This window comes from Brachybacterium subflavum (genome assembly GCF_009299795.1).
GTDB classification, from domain to species: Bacteria; Actinomycetota; Actinomycetes; order Actinomycetales; family Dermabacteraceae; genus Brachybacterium; species Brachybacterium subflavum.
The window spans coordinates 27,352-50,131 of sequence record NZ_VIGP01000007.1 but is presented as its reverse complement, the minus strand read 5'-3'; the positions used below and the strand labels follow the sequence as shown (position 1 = coordinate 50,131).

At 71.1% G+C, this 22,780-nt stretch carries 21 protein-coding genes and 1 other RNA gene; 17 read left to right on the top strand and 5 right to left on the bottom strand.

Annotation, left to right across the window (positions count from 1 at the left end):
- Positions 1–18: 18 nt before the first annotated feature.
- The 3 genes from FHG10_RS15975 to FHG10_RS15965 form a co-directional block, all read right to left on the bottom strand.
- Positions 19–747 carry a response regulator gene (locus FHG10_RS15975; protein ID WP_152354360.1) on the bottom strand — a complete coding sequence of 243 codons (729 nt, stop codon included), beginning with the start codon at positions 745–747 and terminating at the stop codon, positions 19–21.
- Positions 747–2,003 carry a sensor histidine kinase gene (locus FHG10_RS15970; RefSeq protein WP_152354359.1) on the bottom strand — a complete coding sequence of 419 codons (1,257 nt, stop codon included), beginning with the start codon at positions 2,001–2,003 and terminating at the stop codon, positions 747–749. Before FHG10_RS15970 ends, FHG10_RS15975 begins: the two co-directional genes overlap by 1 nt.
- Positions 2,004–2,097: 94 nt before the next feature.
- Entirely contained in the window at positions 2,098–3,357 is a 1,260-nt protein-coding gene (locus tag FHG10_RS15965; protein ID WP_152354358.1) for a YihY/virulence factor BrkB family protein, read from the bottom strand.
- Between the two features lie 329 nt (positions 3,358–3,686).
- Here FHG10_RS15965 and FHG10_RS15960 point away from each other — a divergent pair, with 329 nt between their 5' ends.
- The 13 genes from FHG10_RS15960 to smpB all read left to right on the top strand — a co-directional run bounded on the left by FHG10_RS15960 (position 3,687) and on the right by smpB (position 14,980).
- Positions 3,687–4,916 carry a CpaF family protein gene (locus FHG10_RS15960; protein WP_152354357.1) on the top strand — a complete coding sequence of 410 codons (1,230 nt, stop codon included), beginning with the start codon at positions 3,687–3,689 and terminating at the stop codon, positions 4,914–4,916.
- Entirely contained in the window at positions 4,913–5,785 is an 873-nt protein-coding gene (locus FHG10_RS15955; RefSeq protein ID WP_152354356.1) for a type II secretion system F family protein, read from the top strand. The genes FHG10_RS15960 and FHG10_RS15955 overlap by 4 nt, the downstream gene beginning before the upstream one ends.
- Positions 5,782–6,726: a type II secretion system F family protein gene (locus tag FHG10_RS15950; RefSeq protein WP_152354355.1), complete on the top strand. Its 945-nt coding sequence runs from the start codon at positions 5,782–5,784 to the stop codon at positions 6,724–6,726. Before FHG10_RS15955 ends, FHG10_RS15950 begins: the two co-directional genes overlap by 4 nt.
- Positions 6,727–6,814: 88 nt before the next feature.
- Entirely contained in the window at positions 6,815–7,063 is a 249-nt protein-coding gene (locus tag FHG10_RS15945) for a hypothetical protein (protein WP_152354354.1), read from the top strand.
- Complete coding sequence (locus tag FHG10_RS15940) at positions 7,060–7,461, top strand: TadE family protein (RefSeq protein ID WP_193636363.1); 402 nt, start codon at positions 7,060–7,062, stop codon at positions 7,459–7,461. The genes FHG10_RS15945 and FHG10_RS15940 overlap by 4 nt, the downstream gene beginning before the upstream one ends.
- A complete protein-coding gene (locus tag FHG10_RS15935; protein WP_227488318.1) occupies positions 7,458–8,063 on the top strand; it encodes a TadE/TadG family type IV pilus assembly protein in 606 nt (201 codons plus the stop codon). Before FHG10_RS15940 ends, FHG10_RS15935 begins: the two co-directional genes overlap by 4 nt.
- Positions 8,060–8,551, top strand: a complete 492-nt coding sequence (locus FHG10_RS15930; RefSeq protein ID WP_152354353.1) for a pilus assembly protein TadG-related protein — start codon at positions 8,060–8,062, stop codon at positions 8,549–8,551. Before FHG10_RS15935 ends, FHG10_RS15930 begins: the two co-directional genes overlap by 4 nt.
- 79 nt (positions 8,552–8,630) lie before the next feature.
- Complete coding sequence (locus tag FHG10_RS15925; protein WP_152354352.1) at positions 8,631–9,785, top strand: glycerate kinase; 1,155 nt, start codon at positions 8,631–8,633, stop codon at positions 9,783–9,785.
- Positions 9,786–9,862: 77 nt separating this feature from the next.
- Positions 9,863–10,987: a peptide chain release factor 2 gene (gene prfB / locus FHG10_RS15920; RefSeq protein WP_152354351.1), complete on the top strand. Its 1,125-nt coding sequence runs from the start codon at positions 9,863–9,865 to the stop codon at positions 10,985–10,987.
- A 171-nt stretch (positions 10,988–11,158) separates the two neighbouring features.
- On the top strand, positions 11,159–12,085 hold the full coding sequence (gene ftsE, locus FHG10_RS15915; RefSeq protein WP_152354350.1) for a cell division ATP-binding protein FtsE: 927 nt from the start codon (positions 11,159–11,161) through the stop codon (positions 12,083–12,085).
- The gene (gene ftsX / locus FHG10_RS15910; protein WP_152354349.1) at positions 12,082–12,999 is read left to right on the top strand and encodes a permease-like cell division protein FtsX; all 918 of its coding nucleotides are present in this window, start codon (positions 12,082–12,084) and stop codon (positions 12,997–12,999) included. Before ftsE ends, ftsX begins: the two co-directional genes overlap by 4 nt.
- Before the next feature lie 2 nt (positions 13,000–13,001).
- Entirely contained in the window at positions 13,002–14,339 is a 1,338-nt protein-coding gene (locus tag FHG10_RS15905) for a M23 family metallopeptidase (RefSeq protein ID WP_152354348.1), read from the top strand.
- Positions 14,340–14,473: 134 nt separating this feature from the next.
- A complete protein-coding gene (gene smpB / locus FHG10_RS15900; RefSeq protein ID WP_152354347.1) occupies positions 14,474–14,980 on the top strand; it encodes an SsrA-binding protein SmpB in 507 nt (168 codons plus the stop codon).
- Positions 14,981–15,032: 52 nt separating this feature from the next.
- Here smpB and FHG10_RS15895 read toward each other — a convergent pair whose 3' ends face one another.
- Positions 15,033–15,602, bottom strand: a complete 570-nt coding sequence (locus FHG10_RS15895; RefSeq protein ID WP_152354346.1) for a hypothetical protein — start codon at positions 15,600–15,602, stop codon at positions 15,033–15,035.
- A gap of 188 nt (positions 15,603–15,790) precedes the next feature.
- Between FHG10_RS15895 and ssrA the strand changes: the two genes are divergently transcribed.
- Positions 15,791–16,161, top strand: a transfer-messenger RNA (tmRNA) gene (ssrA, locus tag FHG10_RS15890).
- 83 nt (positions 16,162–16,244) lie between these two features.
- On the opposite strand, the gene FHG10_RS15885 is transcribed toward ssrA, so the two are convergent.
- Entirely contained in the window at positions 16,245–18,332 is a 2,088-nt protein-coding gene (locus FHG10_RS15885) for a glycoside hydrolase family 3 protein (protein ID WP_227488317.1), read from the bottom strand.
- 209 nt (positions 18,333–18,541) lie between these two features.
- Between FHG10_RS15885 and FHG10_RS15880 the strand changes: the two genes are divergently transcribed.
- From FHG10_RS15880 to FHG10_RS15870, 3 genes are all read left to right on the top strand, one after another.
- Positions 18,542–20,017: a SulP family inorganic anion transporter gene (locus FHG10_RS15880; RefSeq protein ID WP_152354345.1), complete on the top strand. Its 1,476-nt coding sequence runs from the start codon at positions 18,542–18,544 to the stop codon at positions 20,015–20,017.
- Between the two features lie 287 nt (positions 20,018–20,304).
- Complete coding sequence (locus FHG10_RS15875; RefSeq protein ID WP_193636359.1) at positions 20,305–21,723, top strand: MFS transporter; 1,419 nt, start codon at positions 20,305–20,307, stop codon at positions 21,721–21,723.
- A 43-nt stretch (positions 21,724–21,766) separates the two neighbouring features.
- Entirely contained in the window at positions 21,767–22,774 is a 1,008-nt protein-coding gene (locus FHG10_RS15870; RefSeq protein ID WP_152354343.1) for a phosphotransferase, read from the top strand.
- Positions 22,775–22,780 lie beyond the last annotated feature (6 nt).

The following is a 22,780-nucleotide window of genomic DNA, read 5'->3' as shown; positions in this document are numbered from 1 at the left end:
TCGGAGGGCGCCCCGGGATCAGGAGCCGGGCGTGACCAGCCCGCTCTCGAAGGCGATGATGACGGCCTGCACGCGGTCGCGGGCGCGGAGCTTGGCGAGCACGCGGCCCACATGGGTCTTCACGGTGGCCTCGGCGACGAAGAGCTCCGCGCCGATCTCCTGGTTGGAAAAGCCGCGGGCCATCAGGGCGAGCACCTCCCGCTCGCGCTCGGTGAGGGCTTCGAGGACCGAGTCGTCGCGGTCCTCGGGCGGCGGGGTGCTCACCATCTGAGCCATCAGTCGGCGTGTGGCCGACGGAGCGATCACGGCGTCCCCGCGATGCACGGTGCGGATCGCCGCGAGCAGCTCCTCGGGCTGGGCGTCCTTGAGCAGGAAACCGCTCGCGCCCGCCCGGATCGCCGCCATCACGTAGTCGTCGATGTCGAAGGTCGTGAGCACCACGATCTTCGGCGCCCTGCCCTCCGGGGCCTCCTCGAGGATCTGCCGGGTCGCCTCGATGCCGTCCAGCCGCGGCATGCGCACGTCCATGAGCACGACGTCCACCCGATGCGAGCGCAGCTGCTCGACCGCCTCGGCGCCGTCGGCGCTCTGCAGGGCGATCTCGAGGTCGCTCTGGGAGTCGATGACCATCGCGAACCCGGCGCGCACGAGCGGCTGGTCGTCCACCAGGGCGATCCTCAGGGGGCGATCGGCCGACGGCTCGACGGCCGGGTCCGGCGACTGCTCGGGGGTGTGCTCCGGTGACATCATCGGGTCCTTCCGTTCAGGGGGATGCGCACGCTCACCCGGTACCCGCCCGCGGGCAGGGGACCGGTGTGCAGGGTGCCGCGGAACATGTTGACACGCTCGCGCATGCCGGTGTGGCCGTGCCCGAGGCCGTCGGACTGCGGGTCCACCCCCTGCCCGTCGTCCTCGACGTCCAGGGAGAGCAGGGAGTCGTCACGACGCACCGACACCCGGGCGGAGGCGCCGGGGCCGGCGTGCTTCATGACGTTGGTGAGGGCTTCCTGGACCACCCGGTACAGGGTGAGCCCCATCGGGCCGGGCAGGTCGGTGACCTCGCCCTCCTGGGCGAGCTCGACCGGCAGGCCCGCCGCGCGCACCTGGTCCACGAGCTCGTCGAGCGAGGCGAGGCCGGGCTGGGGACCGAGGTCCTGGGCGTCGTCGCTGCGGAGCACGCCCAGCAGGCTGCGCATGTCGGCCAGGGCGCGCCGCCCGGTGCTGCCGATCGTCTCGAGCACATCGGTGGCCTTGCTGGGGTCCTGGGAGGCGACGAAGCGGCCGCCGTCGGCCTGGGCGATGATGACCGAGAGCGAGTGGGCGACCACGTCGTGCATCTCGCGGGCGATGCGGGCGCGCTCGTCGGCCACGGCGAGGCGCGTGCGCTGCTCGCGCTCGCGCACGGCCTGCGCGGCCGCTTCCCGGGCCATGCGCAGCTGGTCCACGCGCACCCTCTGGTAGCGGCCGGTGGCCCAGGTGGCGAGCACGAGCGCGCATCCGAACATGAACACGACGATGCTCGCGATGATCTGCAGGTACCAGACCTCACCGTTCCCGAGCACGAACGCGAGGGCCACGGCCTGCATGAGTGCGCCGACGAAGCCGCCGATCAGGGCGAGCGTCGGCACCCGCCCGCGACCGTGCACGGTCGCGCAGTACAGGGCGTAGAAGATCATCACATCGCCCAGGACGAGGATCATCCCGAGCAGGAAGTGCACGATGGCGAGGAGCGCGATCGCCAGGGTCGCCCAGCCCGTGCGGGTGCGCAGGAACGCCCCGGCGATGAACATCGGGATCGACCAGATCAGCCAGCCGTCCACGGACATCGACGGCACCAGCGGCAGCGATCCCAGCACGAGCAGCAGGGCGATGCCGCCGAAGAGCACGCCGTCGACGATCTGGGGGTGCGTCGCGAGCCAGCGGAAGGGCGCGTCGAGACGGCTCGGCGGCGGGTCCACCGGCTCGGGGGCGGTCCGGCCCTCGGGAGGCGGGGAGATGGTCATGGCCAGAGCCTAGGTTCCCGGGACCGAACGGGCGTCCGACCGCGGGAGGAAGCCCGCCCCAGCGGATCCGCCCGGGGGCGGAGCGGGGACGGGGTCAGCGGTCCGCGCCGTCGGCCGCATCGGAGGAGCCGGAGGGTTCCTCTCGGTCCGCGCCGCCGTCTCCCGCGGCGGTGGGGTCCTCGGCGTCCTCGTCGCCCTGGGCAGGGATCGCGCCCGTGGGGTTCCGCGGGACGATGCGGGCGTTCTCGCCGGTGTAGGAGTCCTGGTCGCGGTGGAGGTTCTGCAGGCGCAGGTCGCGGCCGGCGTCGACGACCTTCTCGTACTTCGCCTCCTTCTTCTCCGCGCCCTTCTCCCCGCGCATCGGCACCTCGAAGCCGTTCTCCGCGGGCAGGCCCGCCTGCAGCTCCTTCGCGCGCTCGTACTCGGCATCGACCTCGGCGCCCAGGATGATCACGATGTTCATCACCCACAGGGCGAACAGGATCGCCATCACGCCGCCGATCGCGCCGTAGCTCGAGTAGCTCGCGAAGGTGCTCATGTAGATCGAGAGGACCACCGCGGCCACCGCGATGCCGATGATCGCGAAGACGCCGCCGGGGGAGATCAGCCGGAAGGGCTTGGCGATGTTCGGGGCCGCCCAGTAGAGCACCGAGACCAGCACGAACATCAGGACCACGATGACGGGCCACTTGAGCCATGCCCAGAGCGGCAGGAAGGAGGTCACGAGGAACTCGACGAAGCCGGTCATGTGCAGCGGCTCGGCGATCGGCCGCAGCAGGCTCTCGGCGATGGTGGCGTTGAGCATGAAGGAGATGCCGATGACCAGGAGGCCGATGACCAGCAGTGCCGTCACGGCGAGCATCGTGCCGTTCATGCGCACAGGGCCACGGCCCTCAGGGATCTCGTAGATGTCGTTGGCGGTGCGCCCGAATGCCTTCACGTAGGCGGAGGCCGACCAGAGGGCGGTCGCGACACCGATGATCAGAGCGATGACGCCGCCGGACGCGCTTCCCATAAGGGAGTCGACGACGCTGCCGACGAGTTGGCCGAGCTGCTCCTTCCCGTCCTTGCCGCCACCGCCGAGCTGCTCGGCAAGACCGGAGTTCAGGATGCCGTCAGTGATCAGCTTGGCCAGCTGATCCTTGATCGGAGCCAGGATCAGCGCGGCCAGGGAGAACACGGCGAGCAGCGTCGGCGCGATCGAGAGCACCAGGAAGTAGGTGAGCTTCGCGGCCTGGTCGGTGCCGCCGTCGCGCCCGAACTCGCTGAGGACGCGCTTGATCATGTACATGATCGCTGGGCGCTTGAGGCGCACCTTCTCGTCCTCGGCGGTGCCGCTGGGGTTCTCGGCCATCGTTGCCTCCGCGGGTGTCATGGGGAAGGGACGCGCCCATCGTGCCACGGGAGAGCGCCACGACCGGCGCGAACACGGTGATCGCGCCGCGCGGAGGAGGGAGGGACGGGGTCGGCGCGGCACGAGTGTGAGGCGAGGTCCCTGCACACCCGCCTGGGAATCAACGGAGTCGGCCACATCGGAGGTTCGCGCGCACCGCCGTCCGGAGTTGTCCACATCGGCGGACCCAGGATTCCCAGACCCCGTACAGTATCCAGCGTTGCGAGGTGCATCACGCATCCGTGCGGCGCCCGAGGGGGTCGCGCACACGGATCATCGAAGGGGACCAGATGGAAGCGGCGGCCATCATCGAGGCCGAGGCCAGGGAGCTGATCAGGCGGCGGGGCCTCGACGCCCGCGCCGATCAGCTCGAACCCCTCATCCGAGAGGTCGTCACCGACTACGACCAGCGCTCTGCCGGCGGGGCTGTGCCCGTGATCCGCGATGCGGAGACCGTGGTCGCGGAGGTCGCCGCGAGGATCGGCGGCTTCGGCCCGCTCCAGGAGTTCCTCGACGACCCTGAGGTCGAGGAGATCTGGGTGAACTCCCCCAGCGAGATCTTCTGCGCCCGCTCCGGGCGCAGCGAGCTGACGCCCGTGGTCCTCACGGACGACGAGGTGCGCGGGATCGTCGAGCGCATGCTCGTGAGCTCCGGTCGGCGCCTGGACCTCAGCTCCCCGTTCGTGGACGCCCTCATGCCCGACGGCAGCCGGCTGCACGTGCTCATCCCCCCGATCTCCCGCAAGCACTGGTCGGTGAACATCCGCAAGTTCGTCGCCCGCGCGCACGACATGCGCGACCTGGTGGCGCTCGGCTCCCTCACCCCGCAGGCCGCGGACTTCCTCGACGGCGCCGTCGCCGCCGGTCTCAATGTAATCGTCTCGGGCGCGACCGGCGCAGGGAAGACCACCATGCTCAACTGTCTGGCCGCCGCGATAGGCCCCCGCGAGCGCGTGGTCACCATCGAGGAGGTCTTCGAACTCGACCTGCGCCTGCGGGACGTCGTCGGCATGCAGACCCGACAGCCGAACCTCGAGGGCACCGGAGAGGTCACGCTGCGCCGCCTCGTGAAGGAGGCTCTGCGCATGCGGCCCAGCCGCATCGTCGTCGGGGAGGTTCGCGAGGCGGAGAGCCTCGACATGCTCATCGCGCTGAACAGCGGGCTACCCGGGCTCGCCTCGATCCACGCGAACTCGGCGCGGGACGCCGTCACCAAGCTGTGCACTCTCCCGCTGCTGGCGGGGGAGAACGTCTCCAGCCGCTTCGTCGTGCCCACCGTCGCCAGCTGCATCGACCTCGTCGTCCATCTCGACATCCTCCCGGGCGGGCAGCGGCAGGTGCGCGAGATCGCCGCGCTGCCCGGTCGTACGGAGGAGGGCGTCGTCGAGATCGCCGACATCTTCCATCGCAGCGGCGACGGCCGGCTCGAGCGCGGCGAGGGATACCCGCCGCACGCCGAGCGCTTCGAGCGCGCGGGCCTGGATCTGGGCCGTCTCCTCGGGACGAGGGAGCGCGCATGATCGACGGTGCGTTCATCGGCCTCGTCGCAGGCATCGGTCTGCTGCTGGTGTGGCTCGCCTTCTGGGAGTCCCCCGCGCACGAGCCCCGGCACGGTCCGCTCTCGCGCTGGCTGGACCGGGTGCACGACGATCTGATCGCCGTCGGACTCGGCTCCGTCCCCGCAGGCGCGGTCCCCGCGATGTGCGTGGGCCTCGGCCTCGCCGTCATGATCCTCATCTGGTCGATCTCCGGTGCGACAGTCCCGGCCGCCGCGATCGGCGCCGTGGTCAGCGTGCTCCCTCCCATCCTGCTGCGCGCCCTGGCACGCCGGCGCCGCACCCAGCTGCGCGAGCTCTGGCCCGAGGTCGTGGACCACATGAACTCGGCCATCCGCGCCGGCATGTCCCTGCCGGAGGCGCTCGCCCAGGTGGGGCGGCGAGGGCCGGAAGAGCTGCGCCCTCCCTTCGAGGAGTTCGGGAGGGACTACCAGGTCAGCGGCGACTTCGCGAGCAGTCTCGATCGTCTCAAGGACCGCCTCGCGGATCCGGTCGCCGATCGCATCGTCGAGGCGCTGCGGGTGACTCGCGACGTGGGCGGCACCGACCTCGGCGTGCTGCTGCGCACCCTCTCCGCCTTCCTGCGCGAGGACGCCCGCACCCGCGCCGAGCTCGAGGCCCGCCAGTCCTGGACCGTGAACGCCTCCCGGCTCGCGCTGGCGGCCCCCTGGATCGTGCTCGCGCTCATGTCGACGAGGCCGCAGGCCGCGCAGGCCTACGACTCGACCGCCGGGCTCGTCGTCATCGTCTGCGCGGGCGTCGTCTCCGTGATCGCCTACCGCGTCATGCTGCTCATCGCACGCCTCCCGCAGGACGAGCGGGTGCTGCGATGAGCGGGGCGGCACCCGTGCTGATCGGGGCGGGGATCGGGCTGGTCGCGGGCCTCGGGCTCGCCCTCGTGGTGGTCGGCAACCCGTGGCTTCGCCGGCGCGACCTCGCCGCCCGCATCGATCCCTACCTGCGCCGCGACCGCGGCAGCGCGCTGCTCGAGCACGGGTCCTCCGCCTCCGGTGCACGCACCTTCGTGCGCACGCTCCTGGGGCCCGTCGCCCAGCGCATGCTGGGCCTGCTAGAGCGCCTCACGGGCGGTTCCGAGCAGCTCGAGAAGAGGCTGCGCATGGCCGGCCGCACGAGCGGCATCGAGGCGTTCCGCGTCGAACAGGTGCTGTGGGGCATCGGCGGGCTCGTGATCGGCCTCGGACTGGCCTTCCTCGCCGTGGGCGCGCGCGGTGCCAGCCCGCTGCTCGGACTGCTCATCGTCCTGCTGGGCGGGGTGATCGGGATCGTCGGCCGTGACCACCTGCTGCAGCGCACCGTGGCCCGTCGCGCTGCGCGCATGGCCCGCGAGTTCCCGACGGTCGCCGACCTGCTCGCGCTCGCCGTCGCAGCAGGGGAGAGCCCCGTCGCGGCGATGGAACGAGTCGCGCGCTCGAGCCGCGGCGCGCTGCCGGAAGAGTTCGGACGCACCGTGGCGGAGATCCGCGCCGGCTCGAGCGTCTCCCAGGCCCTCGTCCAGCTCGGCGACCGCACACCCCTCGAGGCGCTCGCGCGCTTCGGGGAGGGCGTCTCCATAGCGATCGAGCGCGGCACTCCGCTCGCTGAGGTCCTGCGTGCTCAGGCGCAGGACGCACGCGAGGCCTCCAAACGAGACCTCATGGAGCTCGCCGGCCGCCGCGAGATCCTGATGATGGTCCCCGTGGTGTTCTTCGTGCTGCCGCTGGTGATCGTCTTCGCCATCTTCCCCGGCCTCGCCGTCCTCGACATCGCTCTGTGAGCGCCCATGACCAGCCTCTGTTCCTCCCCACCCACCCTCCCCATCCCTGACCCCATGCGCCGCGCCACCGCGGCAGAAGGAGAGCACCATGACGATCCACCGACTGACGATGCACCGCACGCCCCCCGCATCCCTGCGCGTCGGGCCTCGCCACCGGCGCCCGATCCCCGCGGGCTCCCGGGCCTCCCTGGCCGACGAGCGCGGGGACGTGCCCGGCTGGGTGATGATCACGCTGATGACAGCGGCGATCGTCGTCGCCCTGTGGGCCGTGGCCTCCGATCAGATCGTGCAGATCTTCAACAACGCCATGGAGCCCTTCCTGAACCGGAAGCTCTGAGCACCCGCGCCGGTGCGCTGCGACGTCGCCTGCGCGATGACGAAGGGTCCGCCGTCGTCGAGTTCCCGCTCGTCGCCGTGCTGATCATCGTGATCGCGCTGACGATCATTCAGTGCGCGCTGGTGGTGCACACCCGCAACACGCTGACCGATGCCGCCGTGCAGGCGGCGCACACGGCCTCGCTCGAGGGCAACTCGCCCGCGGACGGCGAGGTGCGCGGCGCGCAGCTCGTCCACGACCGCTTCGGCGAGGACTACGAGGTCGGCGTCGAGGCCGACGAGGACGGCGACGGCGTGATCCGCGTCCGCGTCAGCGCCTCGTTCCCGCTCGTCGGGCTGCTCGGCCCCGCCGGCACGATGCACGTGGACGGCCATGCGATCGACGAGGACACCTGGTGAGCGGACGCGACAGGGTTCGCCGTGCTCCGCGCCGGGAGCGATCGGCCCTCCACGTGCCACAGGGAGTGCGAGCGCTGCGCTCACGGCTGGGCCGCGAGGACGGCAACGCGCTCGTGGAGTTCGTCGCGCTCTCGGTGATCCTGCTGATCCCCTCCCTCTACCTCGTGCTCTCGCTGGGGTCGGTGCAGGGCGCCGTGTTCGCCGCCGACGTGATCGCGCGCGATGCCGCCCGGATCCACGCCACCGAGCCGGACGCGTCCCGGGCCGAGGCCCGCACCGAGGCCATGGTGAGGATGACCCTCGAGGACCATGGGCTGTCCTCGCAGGACGCTGTCACCATCCACTGCTCGAAGAACCCGTGCTCCGCGGCCGGCAGCGAGGTCACTGCGGAGGTGACGATCGGCGTGCCCATCCCCGGCCTCGGACCGATGCTCGGAGCGGACGGCCCCGTGCACGTCGGCGCCGAGCACGTCGTCGAGGCCGACCAGTTCCGGGCACCGGGAGATCGCGCCGGGAAGGAGGGAGAGGGCGAGGCCCCTGCGGCCGACGAGGCTCCGAAGGCCTCGCGACCAGGAGATCAGGAGCGAGGTGACGGCTCATGAGCGTGCAACGGAGACAGGTCGGCTCCGCGGGCACAGGGCCCCTCGGGCGACTGCGCACCGCACTCGGCCGGGACACCGGCACGATGACCGTGCTGACCACCGGCGTGCTCGTCGTGATCCTCATGGTGATCGGCGTGGGCACCGCCATCACGGGGGTCCAGCTCGAGAGGAACCGCCTGCAGAACGCGGCCGACGGCGCGGCCCTCGCGGCCTCGCAGGCCTATGGCGAGGACTCCGTCTACGAGGACGGGCCCACCTCTCTGCAGGGGTCCGACGTGCGCCGCGAGGCCGAGGAGTATCTCGAGTCCTACCCGCCGGGTTCGACCCGCACCCGTGACATCCACGTCGAGGACGCCCGGGTGCTCGAGGACGGCAGCGTCGAGGTGCGACTGGGCGCCGTCACGGATCCTCCGCTGATCGGCTGGGTCACGCGCACGGGGGTCATCAGTATCCCGCTGGACGTGAGCGGGAGCGCCCGGTCCGACTGAACGCACGAGCGCACGGGCATCCACCCGAGCGCACCACCACGGCGGATCCCTCGCCGCCGACCACAAGGAGCCAGATCGCATGCCGACCGTCCTCATCGCCCCCGACAAGTTCAAAGGCTCCCTGAGCGCCGCCGAGGTCGCGGCCGCCCTCTCCCGCGGCATCGCCGCGACGAACCCCGATGCGCACGCCGAGCTGCTCCCGATCGCCGACGGAGGCGACGGCACCGTAGAGGCCGGGCTCGCCGCCGGCTTCACCGCGCACGAGGCCCGGATCACCGGGCCGACGGGCGAGCCGATCACCGCGCGCTGGGCCCAGAGCGGCACCGAGGCGGTCCTCGAGCTCGCCGAGACCTCCGGGCTGCGCCGACTGCCGGGCGACGCAGCCGGCCGCACGCGCCTCGACCATGCCCGCGCGAGCACCCGCGGACTGGGCGAGCTGATCCTCGCCGCCCGCGCCGCAGGCGCCGCGCACCTGGTCATCGGACTCGGCGGCAGTTCGAGCACCGATGGCGGCGCAGGTCTCCTCGCAGCGCTCGGCGCCCGGCTCCTCGACGGCGACGGCGCCCCGATCTCCGACGGCCATGACGGCCTCGCGGCCGTCGCGAGCGCGGATCTCGGCCCGGCTCTCGCAGCCCTCGAGGGCGTGCACCTCGAGGCGGCGTGCGACGTCACCAACCCCCTGCTCGGGCCCGAGGGCGCCGCCGCGGTCTTCGGCCCGCAGAAGGGACTCGCCGACGCCGACATCCGGACGGCCGACGAGTTCCTCAGCCGCTGGGCCGACGCCGTCGAGCAGGCGAGCACGGGCCCGTCGGCCCCGTCGCCCCTGCGCGAGCGCCCCGGCGCGGGCGCCGCCGGAGGCACCGGGTTCGCGCTCTACGCGCTCGGCGCGGACTTCGTCTCCGGGGCCGACGCGGTCCTGGACCTGCTCGGCTTCGACGCCGCCCTCGCGCGTGCCGACGTCGTCATCACGGGGGAGGGGCGGCTCGACCGCCAGACCCTCTCGGGCAAGGGGCCCGCCGAGGTCGCGCGCCGCGCGGCGGACGCGGGTGCCCGGGTGATCGCCGTCGCGGGCTCCCTCGAGCTCGCGCCGGAGGACCTCGAGGGAGCCGGCATCGGCCTGGCCCTGGACCTTCTCTCCCGTGCTCGCGATGTCGAGGACGCGATGGGTCGCACCGCGCACCTGCTGGAGGACGTCGGCCGGGAGATCGGCGAGGACATGGGCGGGCAGGGCTGACGGCCCAGGATGCGGTGACGCATCCGATCCCGCGCCCCGCCCCGGCGTGCAGGCGCTCTCCCGTAGACTCGACTCTCGTGGCGACCATCGACTTCACCGAAGAGATCCAGCACCTGCGCACGACCCTGGGGTCGATCGAGAAGGTGACGGATCTCGACGCCCTCAAGGCGAAGATCGCCGATCTCGAGCAGCAGGCGTCGGCCCCCGACCTCTGGGACGACGTCGAGAACGCGCAGAAGGTCTCCGCGGCCCTCTCGCACGCGCAGAGCGAGCTGCGCCGCATCGACGACCTCTCCTCCCGCATCGACGACCTCGAGGTGATGGTCGAGCTCGCCGCGGAGGAGGACGACGCCGAGACCGCTGACGAGGCGGAGAAGGAGCTGACCTCGATCCGCCGCACCCTCGACGAGCTCGAGGTCCGCACCCTGCTCTCCGGCGAGTACGACGAGCGCAACGCCGTGGTCACCATCCGCGCGGGCGCCGGCGGCGTCGACGCCGCGGACTTCGCCGAGATGCTCCTGCGCATGTACCTGCGCTGGGCCGAGCGCCACGGCTACCCCACCAAGGTCATGGACACCTCCTACGCCGAGGAGGCCGGGCTGAAGTCGGTGACCTTCGAGGTCTCCGCCCCCTACGCCTACGGCAACCTCTCGGTCGAGGGCGGCACCCACCGGCTCGTGCGCATCAGCCCCTTCGACAACCAGGGGCGCCGTCAGACCTCCTTCGCCGCGGTCGAGGTGATCCCGCTGATCGAGTCGACCGACTCCATCGAGATCCCCGACAACGACCTCAAGGTCGACGTGTTCCGCTCCTCGGGCCCCGGCGGGCAGAGCGTGAACACGACGGACTCCGCCGTGCGCATGACCCACCTGCCCACCGGCACCGTGGTCTCGATGCAGGACGAGAAGTCGCAGATCCAGAACCGCGCGGCCGCCCTGCGCGTCATGCAGTCCCGGCTGCTGCTGCTGAAGAAGGCCGAGGAGGCCGCCGAGCGCAAGGAGCTCGCGGGCGATGTCAAGGCCAGCTGGGGCGACCAGATGCGCTCCTATGTGCTGAACCCGTACCAGATGGTCAAGGACCTGCGCACCGAGCACCAGGAGGGGAACCCCTCCGCCGTGTTCGACGGCGAGATCGACGAGCTCATCGAGGCCGGCATCCGCTGGCGCGTGGGCCAGCAGAAGGCCGAGGCGGCGGAGGCCTGAGAGGCCGCCGGTGGCGGCGCCTCGGAGGCTCGACGCCTCGAGGCCTTGACGCCTTGACGCCTTGACGCCTTGACCAAGGTTTGACCCGGCACCTGCGCGCGCCCGCACGGCGTCGGCGCTGATCGACCCTAGCCTTGTCGGGTACGCACCCCCGAAACCCCCAAGGCCGCCGTGATCCGCTTCGACGACGTCTCCAAGACGTACCTGCGAGGACAGTCGCCCGCGCTGCAGGACATCGACCTCGAGTTCGCGCGCGGCGAGTTCGCCTTCCTCGTCGGGGCCTCGGGCTCCGGCAAGTCCTCCCTCATGCGCCTCGTGCTCAAGGAGGCCACCCCCACGCGCGGCAGCGTGCACGTCGCGGGCAAGGATCTCGCCCGTATCCCGTCCTGGCGCGTCCCCGCGCTGCGTCGCGAGATCGGGATGGTCTTCCAGGACTTCCGCCTGCTTCCCTCCAAGAACGCCTACCAGAACATCGAGTTCGCGCTCGCGGTGATCGGCACGCCCCGCCGCGTGGTGCGCCGCCTGGTGCCCGAGATGCTGGAGATGGTGGGCCTCGAGGACAAGGGCCGCCGCATGCCCCACGAGCTCTCCGGCGGTGAGCAGCAGCGCGTGGCGATCGCCCGCGCCTACGTGAACCGCCCCTCGATCCTGCTGGCCGACGAGCCCACCGGCAACCTCGACCCGGCCACCGCCGAGGGCATCCTCGACCTGCTCTCGCAGATCAACGAGAGGGGGACCACCGTGCTCATGGCCACCCACGACCGCGCGGCCGTGGACCGCATGCGCCGCCGCGTCGTCGAGCTCGTCGACGGCCGCATCGTCCGCGACGAGGCCGAGGGCACCTACGAGTCCCGCACCCCCGTGAGCGTCATCTCCGGGAACGTCGAGGACGGTGACGATGCGTCCGAGGGTGATGCCGAGGGCGCGAATACGGCCGGTGAGGGGTCTGGCGCCGCAGGATCCGACGTCGTCGAGGAGGAGCTCGTGCCAGACGCCCGCCCCCGCGACCTCCTGGACGAGGCCGAGGAGGCCTTCTCCGAGGACGCGCTGGCCGAGGACCTCCCGCAGGCCTCCGACCGCGAGGAGGGCGCACGATGAGGGGCAGGTACATCGCCTCCGAGATCCTCAGCGGACTGTGGCGGAACATCGCCATGGTGATCTCGGTCGTCATCGTCACCGCCGTCTCCTTGAGCTTCGTCGGCGCGGGGCTGCTCATGCAGAAGCAGATCTTCGACATGAAGGCGACGCTGGTGCAGGAGTCGCAGGTCACGATCTTCATGTGCTCGCCGCACTCCACGGCCTCCACGTGCGCCGGGGGAGCCGCGACCGACGCGCAGGTCCAGTCGGTGCGCGAGGCGCTGGAGGGGGACGTGCTCGCCCCGTACATCGACTCCTACTCCGAGCGCGACCAGGACGAGGCGCTGAAGATCTACCAGGAGCAGTTCTCCGGGCAGGGCTTCGTCTCCGACTTCACCGCGAAGGACATGCCCGTCTCCTTCCACATCACGCTCGACGACTCCTCGAAGTCCGACGCGGTGGTGGAGTTCTTCCAGGGCCGCGACGGCGTCGACGAGGTCTCCGACCTGCTCAGCGCCTACGCTCCCTTCATCGACGTCCTGAACCAGACCACGGTGTTCGCCGTCGGCCTCGCGGTGCTCATGCTGGTCGCCGCGGTGCTGCTGGTCGCCACCACGATCCGGATGTCGATCGCGAACCGTCGCCGCGAGATCGCGATCATGCGCCTGGTGGGGGCCTCGAACGTCTTCATCCGCACGCCCTTCATGCTCGAGGGGGCGGTCGCCGGCATCCTCGGCGCGCTCATCGCCGGTGGCCTGCTGTGGACGGGCACCCACTTCCTGGTCGAGGGCTGGCTCGCGCCGACGCTCGGATCGGGGCTGATCACCGTGGGCAGCGCCGACCTGCTGTGGATAGCGCCGATCCTCGTGCTGATCGGGGCGATACTGGCGATCGGCTCCTCGATCGTCTCGCTCAACCGCTACCTGAAGGTGTGACCATGACGTCCCGCGCCCGGAACCTGCGGATCCTCACCCTGCTGGTGCTGGCACTCGCGCTCGTCGCGACCCAGATGATGCTCTCCCCGCTGGCTCCCGCGCGCGCCGACGGGGACCGCAAGCAGAAGGAGCAGGAGAAGGCGAGCGTCGACGACCAGCTCGAGGACCTGCGCATCGAGCTCAGCGACGTGAACTCGGACCTGGCCGACACCTACCTCGACCTCGCCGAGACCGAGCTGAAGATCCCCGACGCCCAGAAGGCCCTCGAGAAGGCGAAGTCGGAGCTGTCCGACGCCGAGGACGAGGACGAGGAGATCGGGGACCGTCTCGCCGACGCGAAGGCCGAGGAGGCCGACCTCAGCGGCCAGGTCGACACGGGCAAGAAGGAGGTCGACGCCTCCGGCGAGCAGCTCGACGAGGTCTCGCTGTCCGCCTACAAGGGCGGCGGGCTGCCCGACCCCACCAGCGTCTACGTGGGCAACGCGAACCCTCAGGACGCCGTGGACCGCTCGATGAACTACAAGCTCACCCTGGAGGCGCAGGGCACCCGCTTCGACGACCTCCGCACCGACCAGTCCGTCACCGAGAACGCCGCCGACCGCCTGGACGCCGTGCGTGCCGAGATCGACGACCTCAAGAAGGAGTCCGAGGCCGCGGTCGCACGCAAGGAGAAGGCGAAGACGAAGGCGCAGGACGCCAAGGACACCCTCGACGACCTCTACGCGACCCAGAAGAAGCAGGCCGACGCGCTCGAGAAGAAGAAGGAGAAGTACAAGGACGACAAGGCGGACCTCGAGGACCGCAGCTCGGCGCTGGACTCCGAGATCTCCGACCTCATCAAGGAGGAGAAGGAGAAGGAGGCGGCCGCCCGTCGCGCCGCCTCCGCGAAGAAGTCCTCGGGCTCGAGCGGCTCCTCGGGCGCCCTGTCCACCCCGGTCTCGAAGTCCGGCTGGCTCGCCCCCTCGAACGCCCGGCGCTCCTCGCCCTTCGGATGGCGCGTGCACCCGATCTACCACACCCGCAAGCTGCACGCCGGCATGGACTTCGCCGCGGCCTGCGGGTCCGCCGTGAAGGCCACCAAGGACGGCACCGTGCTCGCCACCACGTCCAACGCGAGCGCGGGCAACAAGCTGATCGTCGGCCACGGCACCTCCGGCGGGCACGTGATGACGAGCTCCTACCACCACCTGCAGCGCTTCGCCGTCTCCGCCGGGCAGCACGTGAAGCAGGGGCAGACGATCGCCTACGTCGGCACCACCGGTTCCTCGACGGGCTGCCATCTGCACTTCGAGATCCACGAGGACGGCACCGCCGTGAACCCCGTGAACTACATCGGCTGACCCGTCCCACCCCGCGCCCCGGGTCTGCGCCCCGAGCGAAAACCCGTGGCCCGCTCGCAGGCGGTGCCGATAGGCTGTCGTACCGCACAGGCGGGGCGCAGCCCCGGGAACCGCGAGACGTGAGGAGGGGCGACATGGCCGCCACCAAGCCGGCGAAGAAGAAGCAGCAGCAGGCCGACGGTCCGAAGAAGGCCCTCATCGCGTCGAACAAGAAGGCCCGCCACGACTACCACATCGACGACACCTACGAGGCGGGCATCGTGCTCACCGGCACCGAGGTGAAGTCGCTGCGCGATCGCGGCGCCTCTCTCGTGGACGGCTTCTGCTTCATCGAGGGCGGCCAGATGTGGATGGAGGGCGTGCACATCGCCCCCTACGTCAAGGGCACCTGGACCAACCACGCCGCGCGGCGCAAACGCAAGCTCCTGCTGCACCGCGCCGAGATCGACAAGCTCGCCGGCAAGACGCGCGAGAAGGGCTTCACGCTCGTGCCGCTCGAGATGTACTTCCTGGGCTCGCACGCCAAGGTCGTCATCGCCCTGGCGCGCGGCAAGAAGGACTGGGACAAGCGCCAGACCCTGCGCGAGAAGCAGGACCTGCGCGAGGCCCAGCGCGCCATGCGCCGCCGCGAACTGGTCTGAGCCGCGCCCCGAGGCGGGGCCCTGTGCCGCGTCGGCGCAGGCGCACCTGCGGCTATTCCTCGCCGTCGCGCTCCAGACGCGCGAGCGTCTCGCGGCTGCTGAGGATCTGATCGTCGCTCGCCCGCAGGCCCTCGCGGATCGTGAGCGCCCGTCGTGCGTCCTCCCGGGCGGCGTCCATGAGGCGTGCCGACAGCCGGGGTCTCTCCCCGGCCTCCGCGACCAGGGCGTGCTCGAAGCGGTTCTTCGCCCGGTGCTGGAGCACCGCAGCGAGCGCGAGGATCGAGCTCGGAGCGGTCGGATCGTCCGAGAGCCCCGTCTCCTCCGCGGCGCGCGAGAACTCCTCGTCGGCCGTCTCGAAGCGACCCTGCCACTGCAGCACCTGGGCGAACCGGGCGCGCAGGGCCGCCCGGGCGACCGGATGCGCGGGGGAGTCGGCGAGCAGGACCCGGCCCAGTGCCTCGGCCTCCTCGAGGCGGCCGAGGATCCGCAGATGGGCGACGGTGCGGGGGTCCCGCGGATTCGCCGCGCACCAGCGCGCGAGCGCATCCGGGTCATCCACGCTCTCGCGCAGCGTCATCGGGTCGATCGTGAAGGTCATCCCCTCGAAGTCGAAGCTGCTCACCGTCTCACCGTACGACCGGGGGAGCGCGCGGCGGCGTTCACCGTGGGCTGAGCGATAAGCGCTGGCCACCTCGCGGACACCTGGCTACACTGGAGACACAGCGCGGCACGCCGCGCCTGTGGATTGATACGTGAACAGCGGCAAAGTGCTCGGCGACCCAGGTCGCCGTCTTCACGCGACCCACACTCGGGGACGATCGGTTTCGACGGTAGTTGTCCAGTGAGGGGAAGCGGGCCGAGGATCCCAGGTCATCTCGTCAACGCTCCTGGGAAACCAATAAGTGCCGAACCCAAGCGCACTGACTTCGCTCTCGCTGCCTGATCAGCCTGAGCAGTCTGGAACCCCGGGGGTGCTCCTGACCCGGATCGTTCCATCATCGAAGGAGCCACTGCTTCCGGCCTTCGTCATCGAGGTCGGGTGAACACCTCAGAGTGACTGAGTCCGTCGACGACGTGTCCGTGGGATCGTCGGGACTGAGAAAACGCCAACACGGACTGCGCCCGGAGAAGCCCTCGCTCAGCACTATCGGACGCGGGTTCGATTCCCGCCGTCTCCACCCGCAGAAGGCCCCCTCACCTGCATTCACGTGCAGGAGAGGGGGCCTTCTCTCGTGCCCGAGCCCCGGGCCCGGGTCCCGGGTGCTCAGGCGTACTCGAGGCCGAAGCCGCTCACCCAGCGGCCGCCCTCGGAGTCGACGTACACGTAGGGGCGGCCGTCCATGTGCTGCTCCTTGGCGAAGCCCGGGACGTCGTTGGGCGAGGCGCAGATGCCGTTCTCGTCCACGGCGATGGCCTCCTGCGAGATCGGGAAGGTCAGCGGCAGGCGGCCGGTGGGGGAGAACTTGCCGAGGATCGCGTCGACGAGCGTCTCGGGCCGGGTGTCGAAGCCGCACACGAAGGCGTCCGCGAGGGGCTCGAGGGTCCCGGGCAGCCAGGCCATCACCGCGTTCAGCCCCACCACCAGGGTGTCCACGCTGCCGCGGATCTCGCGGGTCTTGGCGAGGTCCACGCCGGAGTGCTCGTCGATCGTGAGGTCCAGCAGCCCGGTCGAGCGGAAGTAGTCGCCCGTGAACGGGCGGGCCAGGACGATCGCGACGTCCGCCTCATGGAAGTCGGTCGTGAACGAGACCCCGGGGTGCGCGCCCGCGATGCGCGCGCGCAGCGCGTCCAGGCGCTTCACGGTGATGCCGTCCTCGAACATCTCCACGTACACGCGCCGACCGGAGAGGCCCTGCTCGGTGAGCGGCAGCACGCGGCGGCCGCCCTCGGTGCCGGCTCCCTCCGCGGAGTCGCTGCGGGAGGGGTTCTTCACGAGCACGACCGATCGCCGGTGCGCCTCGAGGGCTGCCTGCTGGAACTCCGCGTTCGCGACGACCTCGTCGGCCCGCTCGGGGTCGACGTACGGGTTCTCGAACAGTCCCAGAGCGAACAGCTCCACGAGCAGCAGCCGCGCCGCCTCGTCGAGCCGCTCGGCGGGGAAGAGCCCCTTGACGAAGGCCTCGCGGATCGAGCCGACGTCGTTGGTGTCGGCGATCATGTCGGTGCCCGCCGAGATCGCGGCGCCCGCCCGCTCGGGCACGGACAGCTCCTGGACGCCCCAGGCCATCTTGTTGAGGATCCCGGAGTCGGAGTTGATGTAGCCGGTGTGGCCCATCGACCGCAGCAGGGAGAGCACCTCGGTGTTGAAGGCGAAGCCGACCTGCTCGAACTCCCTGAGGCGGCCCTGCGGGGTCGCGGACTTCTCCTTCGAGGGGATCGCGTAGTACGGCATGACGCTCGAGGTGCCGGCGTCGATCGCCGCCTGGAAGGGCGGCAGGTGGTAGTCCTCGAGGGAGCCCGGGGTGGGGTAGACGTTGAAGCGGCCCTCCGCGTAGTGCGGGTCGAAGCCGTTCTCGCGGGCGCCGCCGCCGGGGAAGTGCTTGGTGGTCAGGGCGACCCCGACGGCCCCGAGCCCGTCCTCGCCCTGGAATCCGCGCACCAGCTCGCCGATCGCCGCGGCGTTGAACGCCGGGTCCTCGCCGAAAGTGCCGTAGGAGCGGAACCAGCGGGGGTCGGTGACGGTGTCCGCCATGTACATGTAGCCCTTGCGCAGGCCGCTCGCGACCCACTCCTGCCGCGAGAGCTCCGCGAAGCGCCGCACGAGCTGCGCATCGCGCGTCGCGCCGAGCCCCAGGGTCCCCGGCCACTGGGTGAAGTCCTGGTCCTCGGGGGTGGCGCCCATCCGGAAGCCGCCGGCCTCGTTCTTCGAGTTCGCGGCGACGATCACGGGGATGCCGAAGCGGGTGGTCTCGGCGACCTCCTGCATGGCGTTGATCCAGGTGGCGATGCGCGATCCGGTGGGCGTCTCGCGCATGATGAAGTGGCGCATGTGCATCTGCGTGATCTGCTCGGTGGTGCCCTCGTAGGGGTCCCCGGCCGAGTTGTGCGGGTCCAGCTTGATCGGATGGTACTGCTCGTCGAGAGCGCCGTCGTGGCTGGTCAGCTCCGGGTCATGCTGGGAGATCCCCATCGAGCGGGAGCTGATGACCATGAGGCCGATCTTCTCCTCGGGGCTCATCCGCGCCACCAGATCTGCCGCGCGCTCCGCGGAGGGCAGACGCCAGTCCTCGAAGGGCGCGAGCTTGCCGTCGCCGTCGAGATCGCGGAAGCGCAGCCCGTCGACCTCGAGGATCGGCTTCACGCGGGAGGCGAGAGGGACCTGGGCGATCTGCTGGCGGGGTGTGTCGGACACGTGCACTCCTTCGTGACGGCGGCGCCGGGACGTCGCGCGGGAACCATGGACGCGACGCTACTCGCGGCCCGCAGCACCGACGCACGCCTTGCCATGCGTTGCTCCTCGGTCCGGCCCGGCCCGGGCCGCTCCGGCTCGCCCGTCGGCCCGCCGCGGTGCGCGTCACCACGACGAGCGCTCTCGGCCCCGCCTGCGGGATACTCGAGCCCATGCCCACGACCCCTCAGGCGGACCACCGCGCCCCCTCCGTGCTGAGCGCCCTGCGCGATCCCCGTCTGCTCTCGGTCGAGGTGCTCGGCGGGCTGGTCACCGCGTTCGCGCTGATCCCCGAGTCGCTGAGCTTCGCCATCGTCGCCGGGCTCGACCCGCGGATGGGGCTGTACGCGGCGTTCACGATGGCCTGCGCGACCGCGGTGCTCGGAGGGAGGCCCGCCATGGTCTCCGGGGCCGCGGGCTCGATCGCACTGGTGATCTTCCCCGTGGCCCGCGACCACGGCGTGGACTTCCTCATCGCGACCGTGATCCTGGGCGGGATGCTGCAGATGCTGCTGGGCGGCCTCGGCGTGGCCAGGCTGATGCGGTTCATCCCCCGATCGGTGATGGTCGGATTCGTCGACGCCCTCGCGATCCTCATCTTCTCCGCCCAGCTCCCGCAGCTGATCGGCGTGCCCTGGCTGGTCTACCCGCTGGTCGCCGCCGGTGTCGCCGTCATCGTCCTCTTCCCGCGGCTGACCCGCCGCATCCCGGCCCCGCTCGTGACGATCCTGCTGATCACGCTCGCGGTGGTCAGCCTCGGGGCCGACGTCCCGACGGTCGGCGACCAGGGAGCCCTGCCCCACAGCCTGCCCGTGCCCGGGATCCCGCACGTGCCGCTGACCCTGCACACCCTGGAGATCATCGCGCCGTACGCAGTCGCGATGGCGCTCGTCGGCCTCATGGAATCGCTGCTGACGGCGAACCTCGTGGACGACATCACCCGGACCCGCACCTCCCGGACGCGCGAGGCCCTGGGCCAGGGCGCGGCGAACGTGATCACCGGGGTGTTCGGCGGGATGGGCGGCTGCGCCATGATCGGCCAGACCATCGTCAACGTGAAGCAGGCGGGCGCCCGCACCCGACTCTCCTCGTTCCTCGCCGGCGCCTTCCTCATCACCCTGTCCGTGGCCCTCGGCGACACCGTCGGCCGCATCCCCATGGCCGCCCTGGTCGCGGTGATGCTCGTGGTCGCCGCCACCACCTTCGACTGGCACTCGCTGCGCACCCTGCCGCTCATGCCCCGCAGCGAGACCCTGGTGCTGCTGGTGACCGTGCTCGGCACGGTGCTGACGGACAACCTCGCCGTCGGCGTCATCCTGGGGGTGATCACGGCCGCCGTGGCCTTCGCGCGGCGCGTCGCCCACATGACCGAGGTGGTCCGCGATCCCGTCGACCCGGGGCGCTACCGCGTGCGCGGCCAGCTGTTCTTCGCCTCGAGCAATGACCTCGTCGAGCAGTTCGACTACGACTCGGACCCCTCGCACGTGACGGTCGACCTGAGCGGCGCGACGGTGTGGGACGCCTCGAGCGTCGCGGCGCTCGACGGCGTGCGCGAGCAGTACCACCGCGCCGGACGCACCGTCGAGTTCAGCGGGCTCGACCGGATCTCCGACCACTACGTGCAGCGCCTCGGCGGGCGGCTCGGCTGAACGACGTCGCGGCCGAGGGCCGACGCGCGGCGGATCGGCGTTCTCCCGCTGACCTCGTGTCCACGACAACGCGCGGCAACAGCGGCATGTGACCAGGGATGTCGTTCCCCCTCGTCGGCAACATCGTGCAATCGGTGACGCCCGCATCGTCGGCCGGGGGAGATTCAGCGCTCAGCACCGGCCCCGCAGCCACCACGGCGGCACAGGGCCGGACCGACCTCCTCCGACAGCGACAGGCTGTCTCGAGTCCGAGCCGCACCGTCGCGGCCCTTCCGAAGGGGACACCGATGTCTCACGTCAACGACACCACGAAGCACGCGGGGTACGCCTACTACGGCTCCGGCCTGCCCACCCTCGCCCCGCCCAGCTCCGAGGCGCCGAAGCCCCCGAAGCGCGCCCGCGCCGTCGCCGCCCTCGGGTTCTCCCAGGCGGTCGACAACTCCGAGTCCGGCCTGACCAAGACCTTCTTCCCGCTGATCGCCGCCGCCTTCGGCCTCGGCTACACGCAGCTGGGGATCTTCAGCGCGATCCCGATGTTCGCCCGCATGATCTTCGGGCCCACCTGGGCGATGGCGGCCGACCGCTTCGGCCGCAAGCGGGTGCTCGTGCTCGTCACCGGCGTGTGGGGCCTGTGGACCGTCGCGAGCGGCTTCGCCACCAGCTACACCGCGCTCGTGGTGCTCTTCGCCATCTCCGCCGTGGGCACCGTCGCCTCCGAGCCCGTTCTCAACGGCATGCTGCCGGACCTGTTCAAGCAGTCCGAGCGGGGCAAGGCCTACGGCATGGTCCGCGGCATCGGCGGCGGCGTCGGCATCCTCATCGGCCCTGCGATCGGCCTGTTCGGCTCGAATCCCGAGGGCTGGCGCTACGCCCTGTGGACGATGGGCGCCATCTCGATCGTCTCGGGCCTGCTGATCCTGCTGTGGGTGCCGAAGCCGGCCGTGAAGTCCGTGAGCGTCACCGACGATCCGGAGTCCGGGACCTTCCGCCTGCGCGACGTGGGGCAGCTGTTCAGGATCCCCACCATCTGGATGATCGTCGTCATGCTGCCGTTCATCACGTCGCTGATCCTGCTGAGCTTCTACACCCAGTTCCTCGTCGACGTGCGCGGCATGGGCGTGCCCGAGGCGGCGCTGGTGATGGCCGTGTTCTCGCTGGGCTCGATGTTCTCCGCCTTCCTGGGCGGATTCCTCGGCGACCTGGTGACCGCGCGCTTCGGCTACAAGGGCCGGATCATGCTGATGCAGGTCTACCTGGTGTGCTTCGCCGCCACGATCTTCCTCGCCACGCAGATCGACTCGACCAGCCGGGTGTACATCTACGCGGCGACCTTCGTGATGGGGCTCGTGTTCTCGATCGGGTTCTCCGGCTGCGTGCTGCCGATCGTCTCGACCGTGGTCCCCAAGAAGCTCGGCGCCTCGGCCTTCGCCTTCCTGTTCTCGTTCGTCCAGGGCGGGATCACCGCGATCCTCTCGATCAACATCGGCATCATCGCCGACGTCTTCGGCGACCTCCAGGTCACGTTCCTCTGGTTCTGCGTGGTCCCGTACCTGATCAACGCCGTGGTCTGGTGCGGGTTCTACTTCTGCTACCCGCGCGACGCCGCCCGTCAGGCCGAGCGAGAGCGGCGCGAGGCGGAGGCGCTGGCCGCGAAGGGCGCCGCGGGCGGGGAGCCCGGGGCGAGCGAGCAGCCGCTCGGCGGCTGACCCGCTCCGACCCGAGCCTCGGGCTCCGATCTACCCTGGGCCGATGGCAGCACCCCGCAGCGGGCCGACGGGCCCCGCGCACGTGAGCGCCCTCCTCGACCGGATCCGGTACGAGGAGGGCACTTCGCGCGACCTGGTCGCCCGCGCCGCACGTCCGACCGTGCTCGGCCGGGGATGGGACAACAGCCAGTGGCACGTCGGAGCCCTCGAGGACGGCACGCGCGTGGTGCTGCGGGTCCCGGAGCGGGAGATCGCGCGCGAGATCCTCGAGCACGAGATCACCCTGCTCGGTGATGCGGACGCGCTGCCGGAGACTCTGCCGTTCACCCGCCCTCGTCTACTGGGGCAGGTCCCGGCCGATGCACCGGGCGGGCCCGCAGCGCTGCTCACGTGGATCGAGGGAGATGTCGTCGCGGAGCTCGTGAGGAGCGTCCCGGAGGCCGCACCACGGCTCGCCGAGCTCCTGGCGATCGCCCTCGCCGCGCTGCATCGGCCGGCACCGGCGACGCATCCCCGCGGGCACGTGCGCGGCGTGCCCCTCGAGCGGCGCAGCGCGGCCGTCGCCGAGGAGAGGTCGCTCCTGGACCGGCCGACGGGGGAGAGGGTGCGCGTCGCGTGGGAGCAGGGCCTGGAGGCGGACGTCTGGGACGGCCCGGACCTGCTGCTGCACGGCGATCCGCATCCGGGGAACCTGGTGGTGCCCGCGGAGGGACCCTCGCGCGACGGGCCGACCCGGCTCGGTCTCATCGACTGGGGCGACACCTGCGCGGGCGATCCAGCGAGCGATCTCGGGGCGATCTTCCACCTCGATCCCACGGGCGGCGCCGTCGGCGCCTATCTGCGCCGTGCGGCTTGGGCGCGCGAGGCGGATGGGCACGCCCGCGACGCGCTCGTGCTCCGCGCCCGGGCGTGGGCCGCACGATTCGCCTCGGCGATCCTCTCCCACCCGGCGCATGCGGAGGAGACCACTCACGCCGCCCTCGAGCACAGCGCCCGGCGGATGCTCGCGGGGATGTCCGAGTGCTCCCGGACTCGCAGAAGCGAGGGGTGAGCGCGC

Coding starts and splice junctions, on each gene's coding strand:
- FHG10_RS15975 (WP_152354360.1), bottom strand. CDS start 747: ATGTCACCGGAGCACACCCCCGAGCAGTCGCCGGACCCGGCCGTCGAG.
- FHG10_RS15970 (WP_152354359.1), bottom strand. CDS start 2,003: ATGACCATCTCCCCGCCTCCCGAGGGCCGGACCGCCCCCGAGCCGGTG.
- FHG10_RS15965 (WP_152354358.1), bottom strand. CDS start 3,357: ATGGCCGAGAACCCCAGCGGCACCGCCGAGGACGAGAAGGTGCGCCTC.
- FHG10_RS15960 (WP_152354357.1), top strand. CDS start 3,687: ATGGAAGCGGCGGCCATCATCGAGGCCGAGGCCAGGGAGCTGATCAGG.
- FHG10_RS15955 (WP_152354356.1), top strand. CDS start 4,913: ATGATCGACGGTGCGTTCATCGGCCTCGTCGCAGGCATCGGTCTGCTG.
- FHG10_RS15950 (WP_152354355.1), top strand. CDS start 5,782: ATGAGCGGGGCGGCACCCGTGCTGATCGGGGCGGGGATCGGGCTGGTC.
- FHG10_RS15945 (WP_152354354.1), top strand. CDS start 6,815: ATGACGATCCACCGACTGACGATGCACCGCACGCCCCCCGCATCCCTG.
- FHG10_RS15930 (WP_152354353.1), top strand. CDS start 8,060: ATGAGCGTGCAACGGAGACAGGTCGGCTCCGCGGGCACAGGGCCCCTC.
- FHG10_RS15925 (WP_152354352.1), top strand. CDS start 8,631: ATGCCGACCGTCCTCATCGCCCCCGACAAGTTCAAAGGCTCCCTGAGC.
- ftsX (WP_152354349.1), top strand. CDS start 12,082: ATGAGGGGCAGGTACATCGCCTCCGAGATCCTCAGCGGACTGTGGCGG.
- FHG10_RS15905 (WP_152354348.1), top strand. CDS start 13,002: ATGACGTCCCGCGCCCGGAACCTGCGGATCCTCACCCTGCTGGTGCTG.
- smpB (WP_152354347.1), top strand. CDS start 14,474: ATGGCCGCCACCAAGCCGGCGAAGAAGAAGCAGCAGCAGGCCGACGGT.
- FHG10_RS15880 (WP_152354345.1), top strand. CDS start 18,542: ATGCCCACGACCCCTCAGGCGGACCACCGCGCCCCCTCCGTGCTGAGC.
- FHG10_RS15875 (WP_193636359.1), top strand. CDS start 20,305: ATGTCTCACGTCAACGACACCACGAAGCACGCGGGGTACGCCTACTAC.
- FHG10_RS15870 (WP_152354343.1), top strand. CDS start 21,767: ATGGCAGCACCCCGCAGCGGGCCGACGGGCCCCGCGCACGTGAGCGCC.